Here is a 24,770-nt window from a genome sequence, read left to right on the forward strand (position 1 = left end):
CAAGCCCTTTTTTGCATCCGGCTGCGTCGCCTAGCGGCGCGAGACCTTCATCAGGCGCGCGCCCAGGGTGGACGACAGGCTGACCTCGAAGCGGCCACCGGCCGGCAAGGCGCTGACGTCGACGCTGGCTTTGCCACCCGTCAAGTCACTGGCGACCACCGTCTTGCGGCCATCGGCGGCCACGTGCAGCACGGCGGCGTACGGTTCCGCCTCGGCATTCCAGGCCAGCGCCAGCTTGCCGCCGCTTTGCGCCGCATCGAACGTGGCACCGTTGGCGGCGGCCTTGCTGCGACGCGCCGGACGTTCCAGCTTGGCCAATGCCTTGCCGTTTGCCAGCACTTGCACGTCGCTGATGTCGCCCGGGTTGGCGAAGCTGACGCGGAAATGGCTCATGGCGCTGCCGCCGTGATCGGCCAGGGCGACGGCATCGAAGGGCAAGTCGATAGTCTGTCCTGACGCCGTCAGCACGCGCAAGGTATACGCGTGTCCGCTGCCGCTGGCGGCGTCACCGATGCGCGCCGACGAGGCAACGGCGGGACGCAGGCCCACGCCGGCTGGCGTGATGCGGCCGGAAATAGTCAGATACCCGTTCTCGGCAACGGACATGCTGGCGGCCAGCACCATGCCGCCCGTCTGCTGCGTGCTGCGCTTCTCCAGGAATTGCTGCACCCGCGCATAGCTGTAGTCGGAGAACCAGGCACCGCTGCAATAGCTCATCACGTCCTTCATCGGCGTGCCGGCGCCATATGCCGCCTTGCTCAGCTGGCCGATGTTGTCCGCATAGCTGCTGTTGTACAGCGGCTGCGGTCCCAGGTTGCCGTTCGCATACGGATAGTCGGTGGCCGCGCCGGCAGGACCGCCGCAGGCAACGTGCTGCAGCGAGTGGTTGTGTCCCAGCTCATGCACAAGCGTCGTCAGCCATTCAGGCCAGCTATTGCCGAACGGATCGAGCGAGGCGATATTCCTGAAGCTGGCGTCCACGCCGATGGCCGCCGTGAAATCGCCGCCACTGGTGCGCGGATTGATGTACGCCAGGCCGGCGGCGCGTGTGGAGGACATGCGCGGCACGAAACCATAATAGTAGGCGCCGCTGTCTTCCTGGGCCCGCTTGTCGTTCAGGGTGGCCAGGGTCGTGTTCCACCAGCTGTCGGCCGTGCTGCTGCCCGGCACGCTCAGTGCGGCGCGCGTGGTGATGCTGATATTTTCCGCCGCATAGGGATACACGCGGGTCAGCGCCGTACGGATCACCTCGGCGTCAGGCAGCTGCGCCACGCCATCATCGGTGCTCAGCGGCACCAGCACCAGGCGGATTTTCGCCGCGCTGGCAACGACGGGCGCCGCCTCCTGGCTCACTTGCGTGCCATCATTGCCCACGGCGGTCACGCGCACGCGCACGCCGGGCACGATCCAGCTGGCTGGCAAGACGGCGCTGAAGTTGCCATTGAAACTGTAATCGCTTTTCTCTGTCGGCAGGACGGCCGGACCGCTCATGGGAACATTGCCCAGGTTGCTGCCATTGGCGGACGTGGCGCTCAGGGTCACGACCGGGCTGCTGCGTCCCGCCTGCGTGCCCAGCACGGACACGCGCACGGCGGCCGACTTGCCACGCGTCAGGCGCAAGGCCGTGTCGCTGGCGTTCAGGTTGAGTACCTGGGCGAAATCAATGCTGCCCAGGGTAAAGGCCGACACCGTGCCCGCATTGACGGCAACGCGCGACGCGGCCGACAGCAGCACATTGCCCGTCGCCGACGCCGGCGCGGAGAGGACCAATTGGCTGGCACTGGCGCTGGCGATGGTCGCCGGCGTGCCGCCCACGGAGGCTGCGCTGACCTGGTCCAGATGAGTGCCCTGCACCGTGACCGACATCGTCTGGCCACTGATGGCCGTGGTGATCGACGTTACTGTCACGCTGGCCAGCAGCGTATAGCTATCGGCGCTGGCCACATCGTTGTATGGACCGCGCACGGTCAACGGTCCCGTGGCCGCGCCCGCAGGCACCACGACCGTCACGCTGGTCGCGCTCTGGCTTTCTGGCGTGGCCGCCGCGCCGCTGCCGAACTGCACCGCCGTGACGGCGCCCATGCCGCTGCCGGCGATGGTGACGCTGGAACCGACGCCGCCCGTTGCCGGCGCCACGCCGGTGACGCTCAGCGGCACATACACATTCAGGTTGTAGCTGGTGGCCGACGTGCCACTGGCGCTGACGAGGCTCAGGGCGCCGGACACGGCCACGCCCGGCATGGCCAGGGTGATGCTGGAATCGCTCGCGGCGCTGGTGGCGAGTGTCACGCCGCCCACCTGGAAGGCCGTGGCGCGGCTCAGATTGCTACCTGTGACCACCACGCTGCCGCCAACGGCGATATTCGTCGCCGACACAGCCGTGACAGCAGGCAGCACGACGGGACTACCCGAGGTGGTCGCCACCACGGTATCGCCACCGCCCCCCCCGCCGCCACCGCAGGCGGACAGGCCCAGCATGAGAAACAATGCAACAAGCAAATGGTTTTTCATGGCCGGCAACCATGGTCGAACAGCGCAAGGCTGGATGAGACGCGAGGGAAATGTGACATATTGGTGACTTTTGGTGAGAATTTCATTTCGAAGAACCAATATTATCGATGAATTTAATTCCGAAAGACAACTATTAATGCTTTTGATTCAATTGGTTTTGATAATAATTAAGGTATCTACATTGCAATCTTTATTTAAAGCATTTTTGAAACCGGCAGCGCTTCACTCTGCATTGTTTCAAATCAAGTTTGTTTCCAACAATCGCTATTGCCATTCGATCCATGAAAAAAAAAGGCGAGCGCGCGTAAATAATGTGGAAAATTATCCACACGCTAGAGAGCATGCATTCTCACCAACTTTGTTGGAAGAATTAACGTTTTCAGTAAGATTTTCAGGAATGTAATTTTTAGCGGTGGTCCTGATGCGGACGGCGTGGCGCGCAATGTGTTGCAGGAATGGCAGCAAGGCGGCGAGCGGCCGCTTTTGCCCAAAACCAAAGCAGCCTGATGCCGTATAATTTTAGACCCGGTGAAATCAGGCGATTGCCACCTTCTGCCTGCCCTACCCGGGCCGGCACGCTCCGTCAGCGGATCCTGCTGGCCCGCAACCGCCTCGTACAGTCTTGTCACCGCGCCGCCGCCCGTTTGCCTATTGAAAGCATGAAATGAACGATACCGTGATCCCCGCCATGTCCCCGACCGAAGCCACCTTGCGCGCCATCCTGGCGCAGCGGATCATGATCCTCGACGGCGCCATGGGCACGATCATCCAGCAATACAAGCTTGACGAAGCAGCCTACCGTGGCGGCCCCGCCGGCCGCTTCATCGATTTCGCCGCGCCGGCCGACAGCGGCGCGCGCGAACTGTTCGTCAAGGGCAACAACGAGCTGCTGACCCTGACGCAGCCGCACATCATTCAGGAAATCCACGAACGCTACCTGGCGGCCGGCGCCGACCTGATCGAAACGAATACCTTTGGCGCCACGACGATCGCGCAAGACGATTACCACATGGCCCACCTGGCCTACGAAATGAACGTGCAGGCGGCAAAACTGGCGCGTGCCGCCTGCGATAAATATTCCACGCCGGACAAGCCGCGCTTCGTCGCCGGCGCCCTGGGCCCCACGCCGAAGACGGCGTCGATCTCGCCGGACGTCAACGACCCCGCCGCGCGCAACGTCACCTTCGACCAGCTGGTGGCGGCCTACCTGCAGCAGACGCAGGGCCTGGTGGAAGGCGGCGCCGACGTGCTGCTGGTGGAAACCATCTTCGATACGCTCAACTGCAAGGCGGCGCTGTTCGCCATCGACCTGTTTTACGAGCAAAACCCAACCGTCGTGCGCCTGCCCCTGATGATTTCCGGCACCGTCACGGACGCCTCGGGCCGCATCCTGTCGGGCCAGACCGTGCCTGCCTTCTGGAACTCCGTGCGCCACGCGAAGCCGCTGACCATCGGCCTGAACTGCGCGCTGGGCGCCGCCCTGATGCGTCCGTATGCGGAAGAGCTGGCGAAGATCGCCGACACGTTTGTCTGCATCTACCCGAACGCGGGCTTGCCCAACCCCATGAGCGACACGGGCTTCGACGAGTTGCCAGCCGATACGTCCGCCCTGCTGCGCGAATTTGCCGACGCGGGCTTCTTGAACATGGCCGGCGGCTGCTGCGGCACCACGCCCGAGCATATCGCCGCCATCGGCCAACTGCTGGCCACCACGCCGCCGCGCACCGTGCCGGCACCGTCGCACGACTTGCGCCTGGCCGGCCTGGAGCCGTTCGTCATCAACGATGAATCGCTGTTCGTCAACGTGGGCGAGCGCACCAACGTCACGGGCTCGAAGGCGTTTGCGCGCATGATTCTCAACGAGCAATACGATGAAGCCTTGTCCGTGGCGCGCCAGCAGGTGGAAAACGGCGCGCAGGTGATCGACATCAACATGGATGAAGCCATGCTCGATTCGCTGGCCGCCATGACGCGCTTCCTGAACCTGATCGCTTCCGAACCCGATATCTCACGCGTGCCCATCATGGTCGACTCGTCGAAATGGTCGGTCATCGAAGCGGGCCTGAAATGCGTGCAAGGCAAGGCCATCGTCAATTCCATTTCCATGAAGGAAGGCGAAGAGGAATTCCTGCGCCAGGCCAAGCTGTGCCGCCGCTATGGCGCGGCCGTCATCGTCATGGCTTTCGATGAAAAAGGGCAAGCCGACACCTTCGAGCGCAAGATCGAGATCTGCGCGCGCGCCTACCATTTACTGATCGATGCGCTGGACTTCCCGCCGGAAGACATCATCTTCGACCCGAACATCTTTGCCGTCGCCACCGGCATCGAAGAGCACAATAATTACGCCGTCGACTTCATCAACGCCACGCGCTGGATCAAGGAAAACTTGCCGTACGCGAAGATCTCGGGCGGCGTGTCGAACGTGTCCTTCAGTTTCCGCGGCAACGATCCGGCCCGTGAAGCCATCCATACCGTCTTCCTGTACCACGCCATCAAGGCGGGCATGACCATGGGCATCGTCAACGCCGGCATGGTGGGCGTGTACGACAACCTGGACCCGGAATTGCGCGAGCGCGTGGAAGACGTGGTGCTGAACCGCCGCGAAGACTCGACCGAGCGCATGATCGAATTTGCCGGCACCCTGAAGGCAGGCGGCAAGGCCGAGGCGCAAACCCTGGCCTGGCGCGAAGGAACCGTCCAGGAGCGCCTGTCGCACGCGCTGGTGCACGGCATCACGCAATTCATCGTGGAAGACACGGAAGAGGCGCGCCAGCAGCTGCTGCACAATGGCGGGCGCCCCATCCACGTGATCGAGGGCCCCTTGATGGCCGGCATGGACGTGGTGGGCGACCTGTTTGGCCAAGGTAAAATGTTCCTGCCGCAAGTGGTGAAATCGGCGCGCGTGATGAAGCAGGCCGTGGCCCATTTGATCCCGTTCATCGAGGAAGAAAAGCTGCTGGAAGAGCAGCGCACGGGCATCGTCGCCAAGCCGAAGGGCAAGATCATCATGGCCACCGTGAAGGGCGACGTGCATGACATCGGCAAGAACATCGTCACCGTCGTGCTGCAATGTAATAACTTCGAAGTGGTGAACATGGGCGTGATGGTGCCGTGCTCGGAAATCCTGGCCCGCGCCAAGGTGGAAAACGCCGACATCATCGGTCTTTCCGGCCTGATCACGCCATCGCTGGAAGAAATGGCCTATGTCGCCAAGGAAATGCAGCGCGACGAACACTTCCGCATGCTCAAGATTCCCCTCCTGATCGGCGGCGCCACCACCAGCCGCGCCCACACGGCCGTGAAGATCGCCCACAACTACGAAGGCCCCGTGATCTACGTGCCGGACGCGTCGCGTTCCGTGTCCGTGGCGCAATCCTTGCTGACGCCGGAGCAGCGCGACAAGTACGTGGAAGACATCGAACTCGATTACGCGCGCATCCGCGAACAGCACGCCAACAAGAAGGCGCTGCCGATTTTGCCGCTGGCGCAGGCGCGCGCCAACAAGATGCTCGTGCCCTTCGACGGCCCGTGCACGCCCGTGAAACCGAAGTTCATCGGCCGCCGCGTGTTTAAAAATGTCGACCTGGCCACCCTGGCCAACTACATCGACTGGGGCCCGTTCTTCCAGACCTGGGACCTGGCCGGCCCCTTCCCCGCCATTTTGACGGATGCCGTGGTGGGCGACGCGGCCACCAAGGTCTACGCCGAAGGCCAGGCCCTGCTGAAAAAACTCATCGACGGACGCTGGCTGACGGCCAACGGCGTCGTGTCCCTGCTGCCGGCGAACAGCGTCAATGACGACGATATCGAGGTGTACACGGACGATACGCGCAGCACCGTCGCGTTCACCTACTACGGCATGCGCCAGCAGGGCGTGAAACCCGTGGTCGACGGCGTGCAGCGGCCGAACCAGTGCCTGGCCGACTTTATCGCGCCGAAGGCATCGGGCGTGAAGGATTACATCGGCATGTTCGCCGTCACGTCGGGCCTGGGCATCGAAAAGTATGAAAAACGCTTCGAGGATGCGCACGACGACTACTCGTCCATCATGCTCAAATCGCTGGCCGACCGCCTGGCCGAGGCGTTTGCCGAATACCTGCATGAGCGCGTGCGCAAGGACTTGTGGGGCTATGTGCCGGACGAGCAGCTGAGCAACGACGACATGATCGCCGAGAAATATGTCGGCATCCGCCCCGCGCCAGGCTACCCGGCCTGCCCCGAGCATACCGTCAAGAAAGAGATGTTCGAGGTCATGCAGGCCGAGGAAATCGGCATGCAGCTGACGGAATCGTATGCCATGTTCCCCGGCGCGGCCGTCTCCGGCTTCTATTTCGCCCACCCGGAGTCGAAATACTTCGTCGTTGGCAAGATCGGCATGGACCAGGTGGAAGACATGGCCAAGCGCCGCGGCGCCAAGGTCGAGGACGTGGAACGCTGGCTGGCGCCGAATCTGTCGTAAGCGCTCTGCTGATGCCCTCACTGGCGGACGGCGCGCGGAACTTTTCGCGCGCCGCGGCGCACTAACGCAGTATGCCGGCGGGCATGCTGCATGCCCGCTCCGGCCCGTTTCAAACTGGCAAGGAGGTAATATGGCAAGCAATTTCAAACTCAAACGCTGGCAGGATCAAATCATCCTGTTGCTGGGCCTGTGGCTGGTCGTCTCGCCTTGGGCCTTTTCCTATCCCGAAGGCTCGCCGCAGATGATCAATGCCTTTGTCTCCGGTCTGGTGATCGCCATCCTGGCCGCCTTCGACCTGTACAAGACCTATTTCTGGGCCGTCGTCGTCAACCTGCTGGTGGGCGTCTGGGTCGCCGCCTCGCCATGGATACTGCGGCTGGCCGACCAGCGCGTGATGATGTGGAACGAGCTGATCGTCGGCATCGCCGTCGTCGTGCTGGCCCTGTGGGAACTGCGCACCGACCCCGAGCTGCACAAGCACTGGCCCGGCGCCGCCGCGTAGCGGCGCAAAAAAGCCCTGCCACGGCTAAGCCGTGCAGGGCTTTTTAAAATACGAACAGCACCGCAGATACGCGACGTCTCAGCACCTGACAAAACCGTAGCGAGCGGAAGGAAGAGGTGGCCGAGCAGCGCAGCCGTACTCTGGTACGGTGAGCATCGCAAGCCGCCTATGCCGACGCGCAGCAGCTTTGGCCAGGTGCCAACTACAGAGCGTAGCGGACGACGTTATCGCTCCATTCGTAGGCGGCCATTTCCAGTTCCACCAGGTCGTCCGGCGACATGGCCAGGTCGCGCAAGGTCGGCACGATCTCGCCTTCCATGTCCTCGATGCGTTCGATGCATTCGGCCAGGCGCAGCAAGTCGCCATAGAAGCCTTCGCGCGACAGCAGCGCTTCGGCCACTTCGTCGATCACTTCGATCTGCTTGAGGATTTCCGACATCGGCACGGCGAACAAGGTATCCATCAGGGACATGATGCCCACCGTAAAGGCGATATCGGCCGAATGCGCGTGGTTCGGACGCAGTTTATGCGCCAGCAATTCCAGCAGGCGGCCGCGCGTGGTGGCCAGCATCAGCAGCGGCGTCATGCTATGGCCGCGCTTGCTTGGTTCCGCATACAGCATGATTTGCAGCCAGCGCTGCAGCTGGCGGCGGCCCAGCACGGTCACGGCCTGGCTCAGCGAATCGATGCGCTGGCGCGCGCCCACGGCTGGCGTGTTCACCAGGCGCAGCAGGTTCAGGGCCAGCGACACGTCGCGCTTGATGGCGCGCTCGATCTCCATGTTGTCCGCATCGGAAGTGACCAGGGTCATCAGTTCCATGACGGCCAGCTGCGATGGCGAGAGTTTCTTGCCCGTCATGATGGCGGGCTTGGCGAAATAATATCCCTGGAAATAATCGAAGCCCAGGTCCAGGCCCGACTTGAATTCTTCGCGCGTCTCGACCTTTTCCGCCACCAGTTTCTTGTTTTCCTGCTTGAAACGCGGCGCCAGCGCTGCCAGCACTGTCGGATCGACCGTGCTCATGTCCATCTTCACATATTGCACCAGCGGCAAGAGTTCCTGGACCTGCGTCGTGTCGGACACCACGTTTTCCAGGGCGAAGGTGAAGCCATGGCCCACCAGTTCGCTGATGCGCGTGCGCACTTCCGGCGTGACTTTCATCGACTCGACCACTTCCAGCACGACTTTTTCGCGCGGCAGGAAGACGAAGATATCGCTCATGATCACATCGGCATCGACGTTGACGAAACCGAGCGCGTCGCCGATGACCTTTTCCATGCCCAGCTGCGAAGCATGGGCAATGACGGACGCCGTGGCGGACAAATCACTGGTAATGTTGGCGGGCCCGACCGGGGCGTTGCGAAAAAGCAACTCATAGCCGAACAGGGCCTGGTTGCGGTCAAGGATAGGCTGTCGCCCCAGATAAAACTCGCGCACGCGCAAGGGTTTTGGGGTGATGTCGTTGCTGGAAATATCGATCATTAACTCTTCATCAATCACGTCGAGTGATACCGGCCGCGCCGCGCCTGCATCAAGGTTCACTATTGACAATACTTTAGCTGAATTCCGCCCGCGCTGTGGGTATTTTGGCAGTAATACGGCGTATTGTCGTCAACAAATTAGGCCGCTGGGCTTTCTTGCACCATCCCATCGACAAATAGCTTCAATTCTCCCGGCACGAATGCCGTCCATTGCTCGTTGGTGGTCAGCGGCTGGGTGACGATCACGGCCACGCGATCGTGCGGCGTGGTGACCTGGGAAAAGTCGACGCTGAGGTCTTCATCGGAGAGTTTAGCAGTTGGAAACGGATGTTGTCGCACCAGATAGTGCAGGCTGGTGGAACAATGGGCAAACAGCGCCTCGCCGCTGGACAGCATCATGTTGAAAGTGCCGTGGGCGGCGATGCCCGGCAACAGCTGCGCCAGCGCCACATGCAGGGCGGGCAAGGCGGGCGGGGCATCGCCAAAGCGCGCATGCAATTCCTGCAGCAGATAGCAGAATGCCAGCTCGCTGTCCGTGCAGCCGACGGGACGGTAGCTGCCCGTCAGCACGGGATGGAAGGCCTTCAGGTCGCCATTGTGGGCAAAGACCCAGTAGCGGCCCCACAGCTCGCGCACGAACGGGTGGCAGTTTTCCAGCGCCACCTGGCCTTGCGTGGCCTTGCGGATGTGCGCGATGACATTGCGCGATTTGATGGGATAGCGTTTGATCAGCTCGGCCACGGGCGAGGCGATGGCCGCCTGGTGGTCGACGAAGTGGCGCACGCCGGCGCCCTCGAAAAAGGCGATGCCCCAGCCATCGTGGTGGGTATCCGTATGGCCGCCGCGCATGGCGAAGCCGGTAAAACTAAAGACAATGTCCGTAGGGACATTGCAATTCATTCCGAGAAGTTGGCACATGATCTGTTTGCGGCGGGGTAACCCAGCCACCATACCATGCCGGCTTGCCAATTGGTATGGTGGCGATCGCCATCAGGCAAAGAGCATCAGTGCAGCAGGACAGGCTGGCTCATGAGGGAATCATAGCTGCCGAGGAATTCATCGATCTCTTCCATGCTGGGTTCGCTGGCGATCAGTTCCGTGACGTCGCGGCGGAAGTTTTGCGCAAGGACTCCCGCGATGAACGTCTCGCGCTTGCCGCCCTTGTCGACGATTTCATAGCCGCCGAAGCGCAAGGCTTCCAGGTCGACATCGGCGCCGAATTCCACGACGCTATATTGCTCGCTGTTATAGATCAGGTTCATTTTGCATCCTTCGCTCAAGCAGGAGAAACTCCTGCGGTGTCAGAACAGAGGTGGGGCTGATACGGCGCCATTTCAAGCGCCATGCCACCCGGCGGGCTACAGAGTTGTAACGAGATGCAAATTGCGACTGCGGTAATACGCTCAGAAAGTCGTCAGGAAACCAGCAAGTCCGCTTGCAGCGCCAGCAGGACATCGTAGGGACTGGCGGTCAGCCAGGTGCGCAATTGTTCGATGTGCGTGGCGTCGGCCAGGCTGATGAACAAGTGCGCGGGCGGATGGCGCAACAGACGATTCAATGTTACACGCAATACGAGATTGCCGCTGCAGCACAGGCAACCGGGCGCGATGCGCAGCAATTGCAAGGGGGATGGGGGGTGTTCGGCCAGGTCGGCCAGGATGGAGTTGCCGTCAGCCAAGCCTTCCAGGATGACGGCGGTGGCTTGCCAGGGCCGCAAGGCGTGCGCGATGGCAGCCTCGCGGTCGGCGGCACGTCCGCCGCTGACCAGGGTCAGTGGCGTCGCGTGCCGCAGGGGCGATGTCACAGGCTTTTCTTGGCCAGCTTGCCCGGCTCGACGCCCAGCTGTTTCAACTTGCGGTACAGATGGGTACGTTCCAGGCCCGTTTTTTCCGCCACGCGCGTCATGCTGCCGCCTTCACGGCCCAGGTGATGTTCGAAATACATGCGTTCGAACGCGTCGCGCGCCTCGCGCAGGGGCAAGTCGAACGACAGGTTGTAGCCATGGCCTTCGGCCACGGCCGGCACGGCGATGCCTGGACGCACCATCAGCTGCTGTGGCGCGCTGCCGCCAAAACTGGGCACGGGATGGCTGCTTTCCTCGGCCACGACGGGCGCCGCGGGACGCGGTGCCACGCTTGGCGCACGCACGGTTTCCTGTGCCCGCGTCAAGCCTTGCTGGACTGCCTTCAACAGTTTCTGCAGGGCAATCGGCTTTTCCAGGAAGTTCAGCGCACCGATACGCGTCGCTTCGACGGCCGTATCGATGGTGGCATGGCCCGACATCATGATCACCGGCATGGTCAGCAAGCCATCGCGCTGCCACTCCTTGAGCAAGGTAACGCCGTCCGTGTCGGGCATCCAGATATCCAGCAACACCAGATCCGGCGCACCGGCGGCGCGCGCTTCGCGCGCCTGCTGCGCATTTTCGGCCAGCTGGATAGCATGCCCTTCGTCGCCCAATATTTCCGAGAGCAACTCACGGATACCCATTTCATCATCCACTACGAGTATGTTTGCCATTCGTGTCTTGCCTTCCTCATTTCGCCGGCCGTCGCGCACGAGATGCACGCGCGGACAACTATGATTTTATTAGTGTTTTAAATACTAAACCAGACCCTCACGCCAGGATTTCCTGGGCGGGAGCGTCGGGAGCTAACTTTAACAGCAAAATGACCACCGAAGCGCCATTGCCGTCGACCCGATTCTCGATATCGATGCGTCCACCGTGTTCATCGATGATTTTCTTCACCATCGCCAGGCCCAGGCCCGTGCCGCGCGCCTTCGACGTGACGTAGGGTTCGAAGGCCCGCGCCAGGATCTTCGGCGCGAAACCGGGGCCATTGTCGGTGATGGCCAGCCGCACGGCGATGTTCACGCCGCCGTCCGCACTGCGATAATGAATTGCTTCCGTCCTCACGTCAATCCGCGGATGCGGCGAGTCCGCCGGCAAGTCCGCCATGGCGTCCTGCGCATTCTGCAACAAGTTATGGATCACCTGGCGCAATTGCGTCGGATCGCCCATCACCATCGGCAGGTTCGGCGCCAGCTGCGGATGGATGATGTCGCCATCGTCGCCGCGCAAATACAGGTTCAGGATCTCTTCGATCAGCTCGTTCAAGCGCAGCGGCACCAGCACGGCTGGCGGCGTGCGCGCATAGTCGCGGAAGTCGTCGACCATGCGCTTCATGGCGTCGACCTGCTTGACGATGGTGGTGGTGGCGCGGCTGAGCAAATCGGCGTCAGGCTGTTCCAGCTTGCCTTCGAGCTTCATTTGCAGGCGCTCGGCCGACAGCTGGATGGGCGTCAGCGGATTCTTGATTTCATGCGCCAGGCGGCGCGCCACCTCGCCCCAGGCGATCGAGCGCTGCGCGGAAATCACGTCGGAAATATCATCGAACACGACGATATAGCCGCTGCCGGACTCCAGCGGCAAACGCGAGCCGCGCGCCAGCAAGGTGATATCGTGCTCGTCGGCACTGCTGCCCAGGCGGCGCGGAATCTCGATCTGGCGCTGCCAGTGCAGGCGCTGCTGGTTGCGGCCCGACGCCGATTGCGCGCTCTGCGCCGTGAAGGCGCTGATGATGGCGCCGCCGAATTCCTCCATTCCCGCGATGTTTGCCAGCGGCTGGCCCACCATGCTGGCCCCCGAATGCTGCAGGATGCGCTCCACCGATTCATTGCAGGTGACTAATTTAAAATCGCCATCGAGCACCATCACGCCGGCCGACATGTTCGCCAGCACCGATTCCAGGTGGGCCTTGGCGTTTTGCAGCGCGGCGCGGTTGCTTTCCACGGCCGTGCGCGCATCGAGCAGCTGGCGCGTCATGATGTTGAACGATTGCGTCAGGGTGCCCAGTTCATCCTTGGTGGCGACGATGGGGCGTGGCGACAGGTCGCCCTCGGCCACGGCGCGCGTGCCCTCGGCCAGCAGCAGCAGCGGCTGGGCCAGGTTACCGGCGATCAGGAAGGCGCTGCCGATGGCGCCAAAGATGGCCAGCAGCAAGGTCAAGGTGAGGATTTCCATGTACATCTTGCGCAAGCCCACGCGCGCGACGAACCGTTCCTTGTATTCGCTGTAGGCGGCGCGCAGCATTTCACCGTTGGTCGCCAGCTTGGGCGGCACCGATTGCAGCAATTGCAGGTAGCGGGGCGACACGGACGGCCCCGGCACGGCGACGAGCACGCGCAGGCGCAGGCTGGCGGCCGCGTCGATGACGGCTGGCGGCCCGGCGCGGCTGCCGCCACCGCCCGACTCCATGCTGTCGTCATGCAGCTCCTGCCCGCCTTCCGCGGAGGCGTAGCCGGCTGGCAAGGCTGCCTGCGCCAGCATGGCCGGCGTCGGCAAGTCGGCCGCGCTGTGCGGACCGGCGCTGGCCAGCAACACGCCGTCGCCGCTGACGACCATGACATTTTGCATGCCCTCTTCACGCAACAGGCTAGTCAGCACCGCGGGACCGGCCACGGGATCGGCGCCCAGTTCCTCGACGGCCTTGTGGCCGCGGTGATCGAGTTCGACCAGGGCGGCATCGAGGCCCGCGCGGCCCAGTTCCAGGCCCGATTCCAGCGCCGCTTCGATCTTCACGTTGAACCACGATTCGATGGAGTGGGAAACGAATTGCACGGAAACGAGGAAAATCACCAGGCCCGGCAGGATGCCGACGGCGGCGAACAGCATCACCAGGCGCGTCATCAGCTTGGAGCCGAATTTACCGCTCTTGTAGCGCGCGTACAGGCGCCCCAGGGAAATGCCGACCAGCGCCAGCAAGGAGACGGCCACGGCGGCGTTGAGCCCCAGCAGCCAGGAATAATAACGGTCGAAAAAGCCGGAATTGTCGGAGGCCGACGCCAGCAAAAACAGCAGGATACTGACAATGCCGCCGCCCACCACCAGCAGATAGCGCAATGCTTGACTCACTACTCCGCCGTATACAAGAAGGTTTTTTTATTCGAAGCCAGGCGCCAGTCGCTGTTATTGAAGGCGTTGACCTGTATCGGCTTGGGCAGGTAGTCGCGGTCCATGCCCATGCGCAAGGTCACGTTATACGTCTGCCCCACTTTCAGCTCGCCGCGCCGCGCCACCAGCCAGCGGCTGGGACGGCGGATCAGGAACAGCGCGTCGTCGAGCGTGGCAAAGCTTTGCTGCAAGCCGCCGCCCGACACGTGATACTGGCGCGTCAGCACGTTGTACGACAGGCGGCTGGTCTGGCGCGCGACGATGGCCTTTTCATCGAACCAGTACCAGCGGGGCCGGGTCAGTTCGATTTCTGTCGTGAAAAACAGCGGCACACCGTGCTGCACGGCATCATCGAGGTCGTGATTGAGCTCGAAGGAATAGGTGGCGGCCAGCTTGTAGCCCTCTTCACTAGCCTCGATGTAGGCGCGGGTGATCTCGACCATATCGGTGGCATGCGCGCGTGGCATGCTACACGCCAGCAGCAACAGCAGGGCCAGGAGTCGGAAGAGTCGTGTTGTCACAAGTGTGCCGATAGTGTCCGTAGGAAAGGTATCAACGAATCGTTCAAGCCGCATTTTTTTGGAATAGCGCATAGAACAAACCGTCATGGTCCTGCTCCGCGCTGCCAGTCGGCAACAGCTGGCCAGGCGCTGTCAAACGGGTCGCATTATTGCGCACCGCAAATGCCGCCGCCTGTGCTTCGGACTCTTGCGGCCACAACGAACAAGTCACGAACAGCAATTTACCATCGGGGCGCAGCATCTGCCACAGGTTGTCCAGAATTTTGGATGAAAGTGTTGCAAGTTGGAACGCGTCGCCCTTGCGGCGCAGCCAGCGGATGTCGGGATGGCGGCGCACGATGCCCGAGGCCGTGCACGGCACGTCGGCCAGGATGCGGTCGTACTGCTGGCCGTCCCACCACGCGCTCGATTGCGCATCCTGCGCCTTCAGGGTCGCTTCCAGGCCCAGGCGCTCGAGGTTTTCCGCGATGCGCGGCAGGCGCTTGGCATCGGCGTCGATGGCCGTCACGTGCACGTCGGCCAGTTCCAGGATATGGCACGTCTTGCCGCCGGGCGCGGCGCAGGCGTCGAGCACGCGCATGCCGTCCTGCAAGTCCAGCAGCGGCGCGGCCAGTTGCGCGCCCGCATCCTGCACGGAGACGACACCCTGTTCGAAGCCGGGAATCAGGGCCACGCCGATCGGCTTGTCCAGGCGCACGGCGTACGGTCCCACCTGGCGCGCGGCGATGCCCGCCTCCGCCAGCACGGCCAGATACGCTTCCACCGTGCTCTTGCGGCGATTCACGCGCAAGGTCAGCGGCGGCACGGCATTGCCGGCCGTCAAAATGGCTTGCCAGTCGCGCGGATAGGCCAGGCGCAGCGAGTCGATCCACCACTGCGGGTAGTTCCATTGGGCCAGCGGCTGCTGCAAGGCCGCTGCCAGCAAGGATGTGCGTTCACGCAGGAAACGGCGCAGCACGGCATTGACCATGCCCTTGGCGTGCGCCAGGTCAGGGTGCGAGGTGGCCACCGTGACAGCCTGGTCGACAACGGTAAACTCTTCATACGGCTGCTCGCCCGGCTCGGCCGACATCAAGGACAGCGCGCAGCACAGCAGCGCGGCCAGCATCGGCGGCTCGGGCGCTTTCGAGGTCATCAGGCCGACCAGGGTTTCGCTGCGGCCCAGCTGGCGCATGGTGCGGTAGGAAATATCCTGGATGGCGCCGCGCGCCTGCGGGCTGGCGTTCGATTGCGCGAACACCTTGGCCAGCGCCTGCGGCAACGCCGTGCCGGTGCGCACTTGCGCCACGGCATTGGCGGCGCCCAGCAGGCAAAACGCCAGCGAGTCGGCGCGCAAATCGGGTTGGAAGCCTGGCTGCAAGACCGGTTTCAGGTCGGGATGGTAGCTGGGACGCAATTTCGGCGCGACGGCCGGGCCTGGCGCCGGCTTGGTTTTCAATTTCAGCGTGGGGCGCTTGTTCATAAATTATCCGGTGTGGCTGCGCGCGGCTGGCGGCAGGGTGCACTCGCGGCCGCGCGTCATCAATAAAGGGTCGATTGTAGCGTTTGTGGCGCCCTCTGACCCAGGCGATTGCAGCGATAAAGGTAAATCGCGGCAAAAAACTGCATATATACAAGCAGAAAGCAGCATGCTGATGTTTTCATGCACCAACATCGGCATGCCATCCTGATAATATCGTGAAACGCGCCAGCGCGGGGCGGCTGCCGGCAAGCGTATTGTTCCCGGCAGCAAACCAGTATAATTAACGCAGTCTGGGCGGCGATGTCATGGCCGTCCGTTTTGCTTTTTGATTCATTCTATTCATTCTTAACGCGGTTCCGCCGCCATCCTGCTCATGCTCGCCCAACAGAAACAAGAAATCATCGCCCTGTTCCAGGCCGCCCTCGCTCCCGTCCTGGCCGGCACTTCGCTTGCGCCGTCCGTGGTGCTCGAGCGACCACGCGACGCATCGCACGGCGACGTCGCCTGCAACATCGCCATGCAACTGGCCAAGCAGCTGAAACAGAATCCGCGCGAACTGGCGCAAACCATCGTCACGGCCGTGCTGGCCAACCCGGCCGGCAAGGGCCTGGTCGAAGCGGTGGAAATCGCCGGCCCCGGCTTCATCAACGTGCGCGTCTCGAATGCCGCCAAGCAAGCCGTCGTGAAAACCATCCTCGGCGAAGGCGACCGCTTTGGCCGCAGCACGGCCGGCGCCGGCAAACAGGTGATCCTGGAATTCGTCTCGGCCAACCCGACCGGTCCCCTGCACGTGGGCCACGGCCGCCAGGCGGCCCTGGGCGACGCCCTGTCGTCGCTGTTCGACGCGCAAGGCTACCAGGTAACGCGCGAGTTTTACTATAACGACGCTGGCGTGCAGATCCAGACCCTGGCCAATTCCGTGCAGGCGCGCGCGCGCGGCTTCAAGCCGGGCGACGCCGAATGGCCCGAGTCGGCCTACAACGGCGACTACATCGCCGATATCGCCAACGACTTCAAGGCCGGCAAGACGGTGTCCGCCAGCGACGGCCTGCCAGCCACGGCGAATGGCAACGTGGACGACATCGATTCGATCCGCCCGTTCGCCGTCACCTACCTGCGCAACGAGCAGGACATCGATTTGCAGGCGTTTGGCGTGAAGTTCGACAATTACTATCTGGAATCGTCGCTGTACGCGGACGGCAAGGTCAACAGCGCCGTGGAAACCCTGATCCAGGCCGGCCACACGTATGAGCAGGATGGCGCGCTGTGGCTGCGCACCACCGACTTCGGCGACGACAAGGACCGGGTCATGCGCAAGACGGACGGCACCTACACGTATTTCGTGCCGGACGTGGCGTATCACCTGGTGAAATGGCAGCGCGGCTTCGTGCAGGCCATCAATATCCAGGGCAGCGACCACCATGGCACCATCGCCCGCGTGCGCGCCGGCCTGCAAGCCGTCGACATGGGCATCCCGCAAGGCTACCCCGACTACGTGCTGCACAAGATGGTCACCGTCATGAAGGATGGCGAAGAAGTCAAGATCTCGAAACGCGCCGGCTCCTACGTGACCGTGCGCGACCTGATCGAATGGTCGGGCGGCGGCGATATCGCCAAGGGCCGCGACGCCGTGCGCTTCTTCCTGATCTCGCGCAAGGCCGACACGGAGTTCGTCTTCGACGTCGACGTGGCGCTGAAAACCACGGATGAAAACCCCGTGTATTACGTGCAGTACGCGCATGCGCGCATCTGCCGCATCCTGGAAAACTGGGGCGGCGATGAAAGCACGATCGCCGATGTCGATCTGTCGCCACTGACGGCGCCGACCGAAGCGACCCTGCTGGCGACCCTGGCCGCGTATCCGGAAACGCTGGCGCGCGCGCAAGCGGAACTGGGACCGCATCAAGTCGCCTTCTACCTGCGCGACCTGGCGGCCAACCTGCACAGCTTCTACTTCGCTGAAAAAGTGCTGGTCGAGGACGAAGCCGTCAAGCTGGCCCGCCTGGCCCTGGTGGTCGCCGCGCGCCAGGTGCTGCGCAACGGCCTGGCACTGATTGGCGTATCCGCGCCAAGCAAAATGTAATCGCGAAGGTCTAACCGCACATGAATCACGCATCTCCTTGCGCTTCCCGCTTTTCCCCTGCCCGGCGCCAGCAGGGCAATACCCTGGTCGGCATCATCATCGGGCTGGTCATCGGCCTGGGCATCGCCGTGGTGGTCGCCCTGGTGATCACCAAGGGTTCCTCGCCATTTACCGACAAGTCGGGCCGCGCCGGCAAATCGGCCGAACCGACGGCTGGCCAGATCGCCGACCCGAACAAGCCGATGTACGGCAACAAGGAAGCGGCCAAGGAAGCGGCGCGCGACTTCTCCAGGGAGCCGCGCGAAATCACCTCGCCCACGCAGCCGGCCGCGCCGGCGCCTGCGCCGGCACCGGCACAGCAGCCGAAAGCGCCGCCACCGGACGCGCTGCAGGAACTGATCGGCACCTTGAAGGACAAGCCGGCGCCGAAGACACCGGCGGCGCCCGCGCCGCAAGCCAAGGCCGAGACGAAAGCCGAAGCGAAGGCCGATGCAGCCGGCGACAAATGGATTTATTATCTGCAGGCCGGCGCCTTCCATGACATGGCAGACGCCGAAAGCACGCGCGGCAAACTGGCGCTGCTCGGCTTCGAAGCGGCCATCAGCGACCGCAGCACCGATGCCGGCGTGCTGCACCGCGTGCGCATCGGGCCGTTCAACCAGCTCGAAGCGATGAACCGCGCGCGCACCAAACTGTCCGAAAACGGCATCGATGTCGCCGTCGTCCGCAACCAGAAATAAGGAACCAGCATGCGTTTTCTGAAAAAAGTCCTGTTTGCCGCCGCCCTGTGCGGCATCGCCCTGGGCGCGTCGGCCTCGCCGGCCGAACCGAAGAATGGCGTCGAATACGAAACCCTGGCCACGCCGCAGGCCACGGAGCCGGGCAAGAAGATTGAAGTGACGGAGTTTTTCGCCTACTACTGCCCCCATTGCAACGTGCTCGAGCCGCAGCTGGCGGCCTGGGTCAAGAAACAGGGCGACAACATCGTCTTCAAGCGCGTGCATGTCTCGCGCGACGACAGCGTGGCGCCGCAACAGCGCCTGTTCTTCACCCTGCAAGCCATGGGCCTGCTCGACAAGCTGCATGCCAAGGTATTCAATGCCATGCATGTGGAGCGCAACCGCCTCAATACCGACGAGGCCGTGTTCGACTTCGTCACCAAGCAGGGCGTGGAGCGCCAGAAGTTCATCGACACCTACCGTTCGATGGGCATCTCGGCCCGCATGCGCCATGCCGATTCGATGATGCAAGCGTATAACGTCACGTTCTGGCCCATGATCGCCATCGACGGCCGCTACATCACGTCGCCATCGCAAGCGGATCAGGGCAGCAAGTCGGCCAAGAACGAAGAGCAGCTGAACGCCCAGGCGCTCACCGTGATGGACGTGCTGGTCGCGAAAGCCAAAGCGGAAAAGAAATAAGCATGGCCACTTCCCTGGCGCGCCCGGGCATCGCCTGATGCACCGCGTTTTCATCACGGGCGCGTCGAGCGGATTGGGCGCCGCCCTGGCGCAGCAGTACGCGCGCCAGGGCGCCCAGTTGGGCTTGCTGGCGCGCCGCGGCGACACCCTGCGGCAACTGATCGCCACCCTGCCCCATCCTGAGCGCCACCGCGCCTATGCCGTCGATGTGTGCGACCACGCCGCCCTGCAACGCGCGGCCCATGACTTCATCGCCACTGCCGGCGGCATCGACGTGGTCATCGCCAGCGCCGGCGTTTCCTATGGCACCCTGACCGAACACGCGGAAGACCTCGACGCCTTCGCCCGTTTGATGGCCATCAACGTGACGGCCACCGTCGCCACCTTTGCCCCCTTCATCGCCGCGATGCAGCGGCAAGGCAGCGGACGCCTGGTGGGCATCGGCAGCGTGGCCGGCATCCGCGGCCTGCCCGGCGCCGAAGCCTACAGCGCGTCGAAGGCGGCCGTGATCAGCTACTGCGAGTCGCTGCGCCTGGAATTGAAACCTGCCGGCATCCAGGTCGTCACCATCACGCCCGGCTATATCGACACGCCGATGACCCGGCATAACGCCTACCGCATGCCTTTCCTGATGCCGGCCGATAAATTCGCCGCGCGCGCCGCGCGTGCCATCGCCGACGGCGACAGCTACCGCGTGATCCCATGGCAGATGGGCGTCGTCGCCAAGTTGCTGCGCGCGCTGCCCAATGCCGTCTACGACCGGGCCTTCGCGAATGCGCCGCACAAGGCGCGCAACTGAACCATCACCATGACGAAGCACTCAGATCTGAACAGCGCGGCCATCGCCGCCCATTGCGCCACGGGCGCCGCCCACGTGGCCATCGAAGTGGTCGACGAAACGGGATCGACCAACGCCGACCTGCTGGCGCGCTGCGCCAGCCTGGCCGGGCCGACCCTGCGCATCGCCGGCCAGCAGACGGCCGGACGCGGGCGCGCAGGACGGCCCTGGGTGTCGCAGCCGGACGCCAGCCTGATGTTTTCGCTGGCCTGGCCCTTCAAGGGCCCGCTGCACCGGCTGGTCGGCTTGCCGCTGGCCGTCGGCGTGGCGCTGGCCGAAAGCATGACGGCGCTGGGCGTGCCGGTGCAATTGAAGTGGCCGAATGACCTGCTCAAGGATGGCCACAAGCTGGCCGGCATTCTCGTCGAGACGCAGCAGGCGGCGGATGGCGGCGCCTGGGCGGTGGTCGGCTGCGGCATCAACCTGTTGATGCCCGACGCGCTGGAACAGCAGATCGGGCGCAGCGTCTCGGCCGTGCCCTGGCTGGCGCAGATGGAGCGCAACACCCTGGTCGCGGCGCTGTTGAGCCGCCTGGCCGGCGTGCTGGCCGAATTCGACGACACGGGCTTTGCGCCGTTTGCGGAACGCTGGAATACGCTGCACGCCTGGCAGGGCCAGCACGTGAAAATCCTCGACAACGGCCAGCTGCTGCAGCAAGGGGTGGCGGTCGGCGTGGACGAACTGGGCCGGCTGCTGTTGCGCGGCGAGGATGGCCTGCAAACCATCCTGTCCGGCGACGTTTCCCTGCGCCTGGCCCGGGAGTAAGCGCATGCTCTTGCTGATCGACGCCGGCAACACGCGCATCAAATGGGCCCTGGCCGCACCTGCCGCGGCAGCCGGCGCCTGGCTGGCCAGCGGCGCCGTGGCGCATGCGCAGCTCGACACGTTGAAAACGGCCTGGAGCGGCCTGGCCATTTCCGACGTGCTGCTGTCGAACGTGGCAGGCGCCGTGATCGGCGCACGCCTGCGCGCGCAGCTGCCCGCCAGCGTGCCGCCGCAAGCCGTCGCCGCCTTCGCGTCGCTGCCGCTGCTGGCCGGCGTGACGAATGACTACCGCGATCCGTCGCAGCTGGGCTGCGACCGTTTTGCCGCCGCCATCGGCGCGCATGCGCTGGCGCCGGGCCAGGCCGTCATCGTCGCCAATTGCGGCACCGCCACCACCATCGATGCCCTCACGGCCGACGGCGTTTTCCTCGGCGGGATGATCTTGCCGGGGCTGGGCCTGATGGCCAGCTCGCTGGCGCGCAATACGGCGCAATTGCCGCAGATCGCCAGCAGCAGCCCCCTGCCGGCCGGTTTCGCCGATAACACGGACGACGCCATCCTCTCCGGCTGCCTGGCGGCGCAAGCGGGCGCCATCGAACGGGCCGTGCGCATGCATGGCGCCAGCGCCTGTCTGCTGTCGGGCGGCGCCGCGCCGCGCATCGCGCCAGCCCTGGCCTTGCCCGTGCCGCTGCACCTGGTGGACAATATCGTCATGCTCGGCCTGCAGGCGGCCGCGCGCGCGCAAGCGCAACCTGGAACTGATGGAGAACACCGATGCTGAAATTCGTCTTCTGGCTGCTGGCCGGCGTGAACCTGCTGGTGTTTGCCATCGGCCAGGGCTACCTGGGCAGTTTTCGCAGCGAGACGCGCGAACCGGCGCGCCTGAAAAATCAGCTGCAGGCGAATAAACTCACCTTGCTGACGCCGGAGCAGGCCACGGCGCCAGCCGCGCCGCCGGCCAGCGAAGAAGCGGCGGCGCCTGCCGCAGCGGCGCCAGCGCCATCGTATGCGTGCACGGAAGTGGGCAATTTCGTGCTGGCCGATGGGCGCCGCTTCGAGGCGCAAGTGGCGGCGCTGGACCTGGGCGACCGCCAGTCGCGCCGCAACGTGGCCGGCCAGGACATCTCGAGCTATATGGTGTACATCCCGCCGCAGGGCAGCAAGGAAGGCGCCGACCGCAAGGCCGGCGAATTGAAGCAGCTGGGCGTGACGAATTACTTCATCATGAATGAAAGCAGCCCGATGCGCTGGGGGATTTCACTCGGCGTATTCAAGTCGGAAAGCGGCGCGCAGACGCAGCTGGCATCGCTGAACAAGCAGGGCGTGCACAGCGCCCGCATCGCCCCCCGCTACAGCGCCAGCAAGCAGCTGGCCTACCAGTTCCGCGATCTCGACGCGGCCACGCGCGCGCGCCTGGAAAAGATCAAGACGCAGTTCCCCGAGCAGGAACTGCGCAACTGCAAATAAGCACCTGACCAAACCTGCTGCGCGTCGCGCTTTGCGGCCTGCGATGCTCGCTGTGCTCCAGCACAGCTGCGCTTCTTGGCCACAAATCACTGCCGCTCGCTACGGTTTTATCAGGTGCTTTATCGTTGGATCACGATGGGCTTGATGCCGGTCGACTCAGGCAGGCTGGCCGCCGCCCGCGCCGCCTCGGCGCGGCTCGGGAACGGGCCGCCGTACAGGCGGAACAGATTACCCGCCTGCACCACGCCCAAGGTGCCCAGGGCCGTGTACGGCGCCAGGCGCGCGCGGCCCGTTTCCGCGTTGTCGGCGCGCGAATAGGCGCCCAGCTGCAGATAAAAACCGCTTTCCAGCGCCGCCGGCGCGGGTGCCGCGACGGTCGCGTCGACGGGCAGCATCTGCGATGACACGACAGGCTGCACCACCTCTCCTGTTTCCACCGGCGTATCGATGGAGATGGCGACGACGGACGGCACCGGCTTCGGCGCCGCCCTGGCGGCCAGGATGGCGTCGATATCGGCCGGCAGCAGGCGCTCGACCACCACCTGGTGGCTGCCCTTGCCCAGGAAACCCAGCTTCAGCGCCGCCGTGTACGACACATCGATCACCCGCGTGGCGTGGAACGGTCCGCGGTCGTTGATGCGCACGATCACCTGCTCGCCGCTGTCGATGCTCGTCACGCGCGCATACGAGGGAATCGGCAAGGTCGGATGGGCCGCCGTCATCTTGTACATATCGTAGATTTCGCCCGAGGAGGTGCGCTGGCCATGGAATTTCTTGCCATACCAGGTGCCCGTGCCGCGCTGCGTAAACGGTTCGTTGTCGGTGATCGGCGTGTAGGTCTTGCCGAAGACGACGTAAGGACGGTTCGAGCGCGTGGAGTATGGCTCGTTGCGCACTTCCGCATCGGGCACGTCACGCAGATTCGGCGGCGGATTGTCGCCCGGGCCGTCATCCTTGTAATAGCCGCCGCGCCCGGAACCGGCGGCCGGCAAGGCCGGCAGCGTGGGGTCCTGGCGCACGGGCACCTTGACCTTGCCGCCGGACGGCAGCGGCACGTTGTTCGACGCGGGCTTTTGTGGCGTGGTGCCGCAGGCGGCCAGGGTAAGCAAAACGGCCAGGCCCAGTCCCCGCATGGCGAAGGTATCAACCGGCGCGCGCATCAGGTCTGCACCAGCTTGCGATGGCGCTGAATGCTCATCAGGATGCCGGAGGCGACGCCCAGGGTCAGCAGCGCCGTGCCGCCGTAGCTGAGGAATGGCAAGGGCACGCCGACCACCGGCAGGATGCCGCTGACCATGCCCATGTTAACAAAGGCGTAAGTAAAGAAAATCATGGTTATCGCTCCTGCCAGCAGGCGAGTGAAAAAACTGGGGGCGTTGGCGGCGATCATCAGCCCCCGTCCCACCAGCAGCAAATACATCAGCATCAGGATCAGGTTGCCGACCAGGCCGAACTCCTCCGAATACACGGCAAAGATAAAGTCGGTGGTGCGCTCCGGAACAAACTCCAGGTGGGCTTGCGTGCCGTGCGTCCAGCCCTTGCCCGTCATGCCGCCGGAACCGATGGCGATGATGGACTGGATGATGTGGAAGCCCTTGCCCAGCGGGTCCTTGGTCGGATCGATCAGCATCATCACGCGGTCGCGCTGGTAGTCATGCATGTGCGACCAGGCGACGGGCAGGTAACAGCCGACGACGAGGAACAGCCCCAGCATCACTTTCCACGACAGGCCGGCCAGGAAGATGACGGTAAAGCCGGCCGCCACCACCAGCAGCGCCGTGCCCAGATCGGGCTGGCGCGCGATCAGGTAGACGGGCACCAGCAGCAGCACGGCGGCCACGGCGAACGACTTCCAGCGCAAGGCGCCCGCATTGTGCTGGAAGAACCAGGCCAGCATCAGCGGCGTGGCGATCTTCAGGAATTCCGACGGCTGGATGTCGATCACGCCGATATGCAGCCAGCGCCGCGCGCCCAGCTTGATGGTGCCGAACAGCGCCACGGCCACCAGCAGCAGCACCGATACCGTGTAGGCCGGCACGGCGATGCGCATCATCATCTGCGGCGTCACATTGGCCGCCAGCCACATGACGAAAAAGCACAGCAGCATGTTGCGCAGATGGTCCTCGATCTTGCCGGGGATGCCGATGCTGGCCGAATACAGGGTCAGCAAGCTGGTACTGAGCAGCATCAGGATGATGAGCATCAGCGGCACGTCAAAGACCGCCAGATAGGGCTTGGCGCGCCGCCACAGCGAGCGCCTCTCGTTAATGGGCATGTGCTTCCTTATTGCCTTGATGTCTGGCGC

At 63.7% G+C, this 24,770-nt stretch carries 20 protein-coding genes; 9 read left to right on the forward strand and 11 right to left on the reverse strand.

Features of this window, described 5'->3' with window-relative positions; genetic code table 11:
- Positions 1-30: 30 nt before the first annotated feature.
- Positions 31-2,511 (reverse strand): IPT/TIG domain-containing protein, encoded by a 2,481-nt coding sequence (locus tag BM193_RS25815; protein ID WP_139176358.1) that lies wholly within the window; start codon positions 2,509-2,511, stop codon positions 31-33.
- Between the two features lie 664 nt (positions 2,512-3,175).
- Here BM193_RS25815 and metH point away from each other — a divergent pair.
- Together metH and BM193_RS25825 are read left to right on the forward strand one after the other, a co-directional pair.
- Entirely contained in the window at positions 3,176-6,970 is a 3,795-nt protein-coding gene (gene metH, locus BM193_RS25820) for a methionine synthase (RefSeq protein WP_254786425.1), read from the forward strand.
- A 130-nt stretch (positions 6,971-7,100) separates the two neighbouring features.
- On the forward strand, positions 7,101-7,472 hold the full coding sequence (locus BM193_RS25825) for an SPW repeat protein (RefSeq protein WP_092803721.1): 372 nt from the start codon (positions 7,101-7,103) through the stop codon (positions 7,470-7,472).
- 202 nt (positions 7,473-7,674) lie between these two features.
- Here the strand turns inward: BM193_RS25825 and BM193_RS25830 are convergent, their stop codons facing one another.
- From BM193_RS25830 to rsmB, 8 genes are all read right to left on the reverse strand, one after another.
- Entirely contained in the window at positions 7,675-8,955 is a 1,281-nt protein-coding gene (locus tag BM193_RS25830; RefSeq protein WP_092803718.1) for an EAL and HDOD domain-containing protein, read from the reverse strand.
- Between the two features lie 137 nt (positions 8,956-9,092).
- Positions 9,093-9,872 (reverse strand): class II glutamine amidotransferase, encoded by a 780-nt coding sequence (locus tag BM193_RS25835; RefSeq protein WP_092803715.1) that lies wholly within the window; start codon positions 9,870-9,872, stop codon positions 9,093-9,095.
- Between the two features lie 86 nt (positions 9,873-9,958).
- Positions 9,959-10,216 (reverse strand): BTH_I0359 family protein, encoded by a 258-nt coding sequence (locus BM193_RS25840; protein ID WP_076568283.1) that lies wholly within the window; start codon positions 10,214-10,216, stop codon positions 9,959-9,961.
- Between the two features lie 152 nt (positions 10,217-10,368).
- Positions 10,369-10,758, reverse strand: a complete 390-nt coding sequence (locus BM193_RS25845) for a GTPase (RefSeq protein WP_092803712.1) — start codon at positions 10,756-10,758, stop codon at positions 10,369-10,371.
- Positions 10,755-11,474 (reverse strand): response regulator, encoded by a 720-nt coding sequence (locus BM193_RS25850; protein ID WP_092803709.1) that lies wholly within the window; start codon positions 11,472-11,474, stop codon positions 10,755-10,757. Before BM193_RS25850 ends, BM193_RS25845 begins: the two co-directional genes overlap by 4 nt.
- 97 nt (positions 11,475-11,571) lie before the next feature.
- Positions 11,572-13,869, reverse strand: a complete 2,298-nt coding sequence (locus tag BM193_RS25855) for a sensor histidine kinase (RefSeq protein ID WP_092803706.1) — start codon at positions 13,867-13,869, stop codon at positions 11,572-11,574.
- The gene (locus tag BM193_RS25860; protein ID WP_254786426.1) at positions 13,869-14,375 is read right to left on the reverse strand and encodes a DUF4390 domain-containing protein; all 507 of its coding nucleotides are present in this window, start codon (positions 14,373-14,375) and stop codon (positions 13,869-13,871) included. The genes BM193_RS25855 and BM193_RS25860 overlap by 1 nt, the downstream gene beginning before the upstream one ends.
- Positions 14,376-14,472: 97 nt before the next feature.
- Positions 14,473-15,891, reverse strand: coding sequence for a 16S rRNA (cytosine(967)-C(5))-methyltransferase RsmB (rsmB, locus tag BM193_RS25865; RefSeq protein WP_092803700.1), 1,419 nt, complete (start codon positions 15,889-15,891; stop codon positions 14,473-14,475).
- Between the two features lie 373 nt (positions 15,892-16,264).
- Here rsmB and argS point away from each other — a divergent pair, with 373 nt between their 5' ends.
- Genes argS through BM193_RS25900 form a run of 7 tightly spaced genes read left to right on the forward strand, consistent with a single transcriptional unit; the run spans position 16,265 to position 22,465 of the window.
- On the forward strand, positions 16,265-17,974 hold the full coding sequence (gene argS / locus BM193_RS25870) for an arginine--tRNA ligase (RefSeq protein WP_092803697.1): 1,710 nt from the start codon (positions 16,265-16,267) through the stop codon (positions 17,972-17,974).
- 20 nt (positions 17,975-17,994) lie between these two features.
- A complete protein-coding gene (locus BM193_RS25875) occupies positions 17,995-18,714 on the forward strand; it encodes an SPOR domain-containing protein (RefSeq protein ID WP_092803695.1) in 720 nt (239 codons plus the stop codon).
- A 9-nt stretch (positions 18,715-18,723) separates the two neighbouring features.
- Positions 18,724-19,395: a thiol:disulfide interchange protein DsbA/DsbL gene (locus BM193_RS25880; RefSeq protein ID WP_092803692.1), complete on the forward strand. Its 672-nt coding sequence runs from the start codon at positions 18,724-18,726 to the stop codon at positions 19,393-19,395.
- Positions 19,396-19,432: 37 nt separating this feature from the next.
- The gene (locus tag BM193_RS25885) at positions 19,433-20,194 is read left to right on the forward strand and encodes an SDR family oxidoreductase (protein ID WP_092803689.1); all 762 of its coding nucleotides are present in this window, start codon (positions 19,433-19,435) and stop codon (positions 20,192-20,194) included.
- A 9-nt stretch (positions 20,195-20,203) separates the two neighbouring features.
- Positions 20,204-20,998 carry a biotin--[acetyl-CoA-carboxylase] ligase gene (locus tag BM193_RS25890; RefSeq protein ID WP_092803686.1) on the forward strand — a complete coding sequence of 265 codons (795 nt, stop codon included), beginning with the start codon at positions 20,204-20,206 and terminating at the stop codon, positions 20,996-20,998.
- A 4-nt stretch (positions 20,999-21,002) separates the two neighbouring features.
- Positions 21,003-21,779, forward strand: coding sequence for a type III pantothenate kinase (locus tag BM193_RS25895; protein WP_092803683.1), 777 nt, complete (start codon positions 21,003-21,005; stop codon positions 21,777-21,779).
- The gene (locus BM193_RS25900) at positions 21,773-22,465 is read left to right on the forward strand and encodes an SPOR domain-containing protein (protein WP_092803680.1); all 693 of its coding nucleotides are present in this window, start codon (positions 21,773-21,775) and stop codon (positions 22,463-22,465) included. The genes BM193_RS25895 and BM193_RS25900 overlap by 7 nt, the downstream gene beginning before the upstream one ends.
- Before the next feature lie 119 nt (positions 22,466-22,584).
- Here the strand turns inward: BM193_RS25900 and BM193_RS25905 are convergent, their stop codons facing one another.
- Positions 22,585-23,625, reverse strand: a complete 1,041-nt coding sequence (locus BM193_RS25905) for a septal ring lytic transglycosylase RlpA family protein (RefSeq protein ID WP_092803677.1) — start codon at positions 23,623-23,625, stop codon at positions 22,585-22,587.
- On the reverse strand, positions 23,625-24,740 hold the full coding sequence (rodA, locus tag BM193_RS25910; RefSeq protein ID WP_092803674.1) for a rod shape-determining protein RodA: 1,116 nt from the start codon (positions 24,738-24,740) through the stop codon (positions 23,625-23,627). The genes BM193_RS25905 and rodA overlap by 1 nt, the downstream gene beginning before the upstream one ends.
- Between the last annotated feature and the right edge of the window lie 30 nt (positions 24,741-24,770).

The organism is Janthinobacterium sp. 344 (assembly GCF_900112025.1).
In the GTDB taxonomy this organism is placed as follows: domain Bacteria; phylum Pseudomonadota; class Gammaproteobacteria; order Burkholderiales; family Burkholderiaceae_D; genus Janthinobacterium.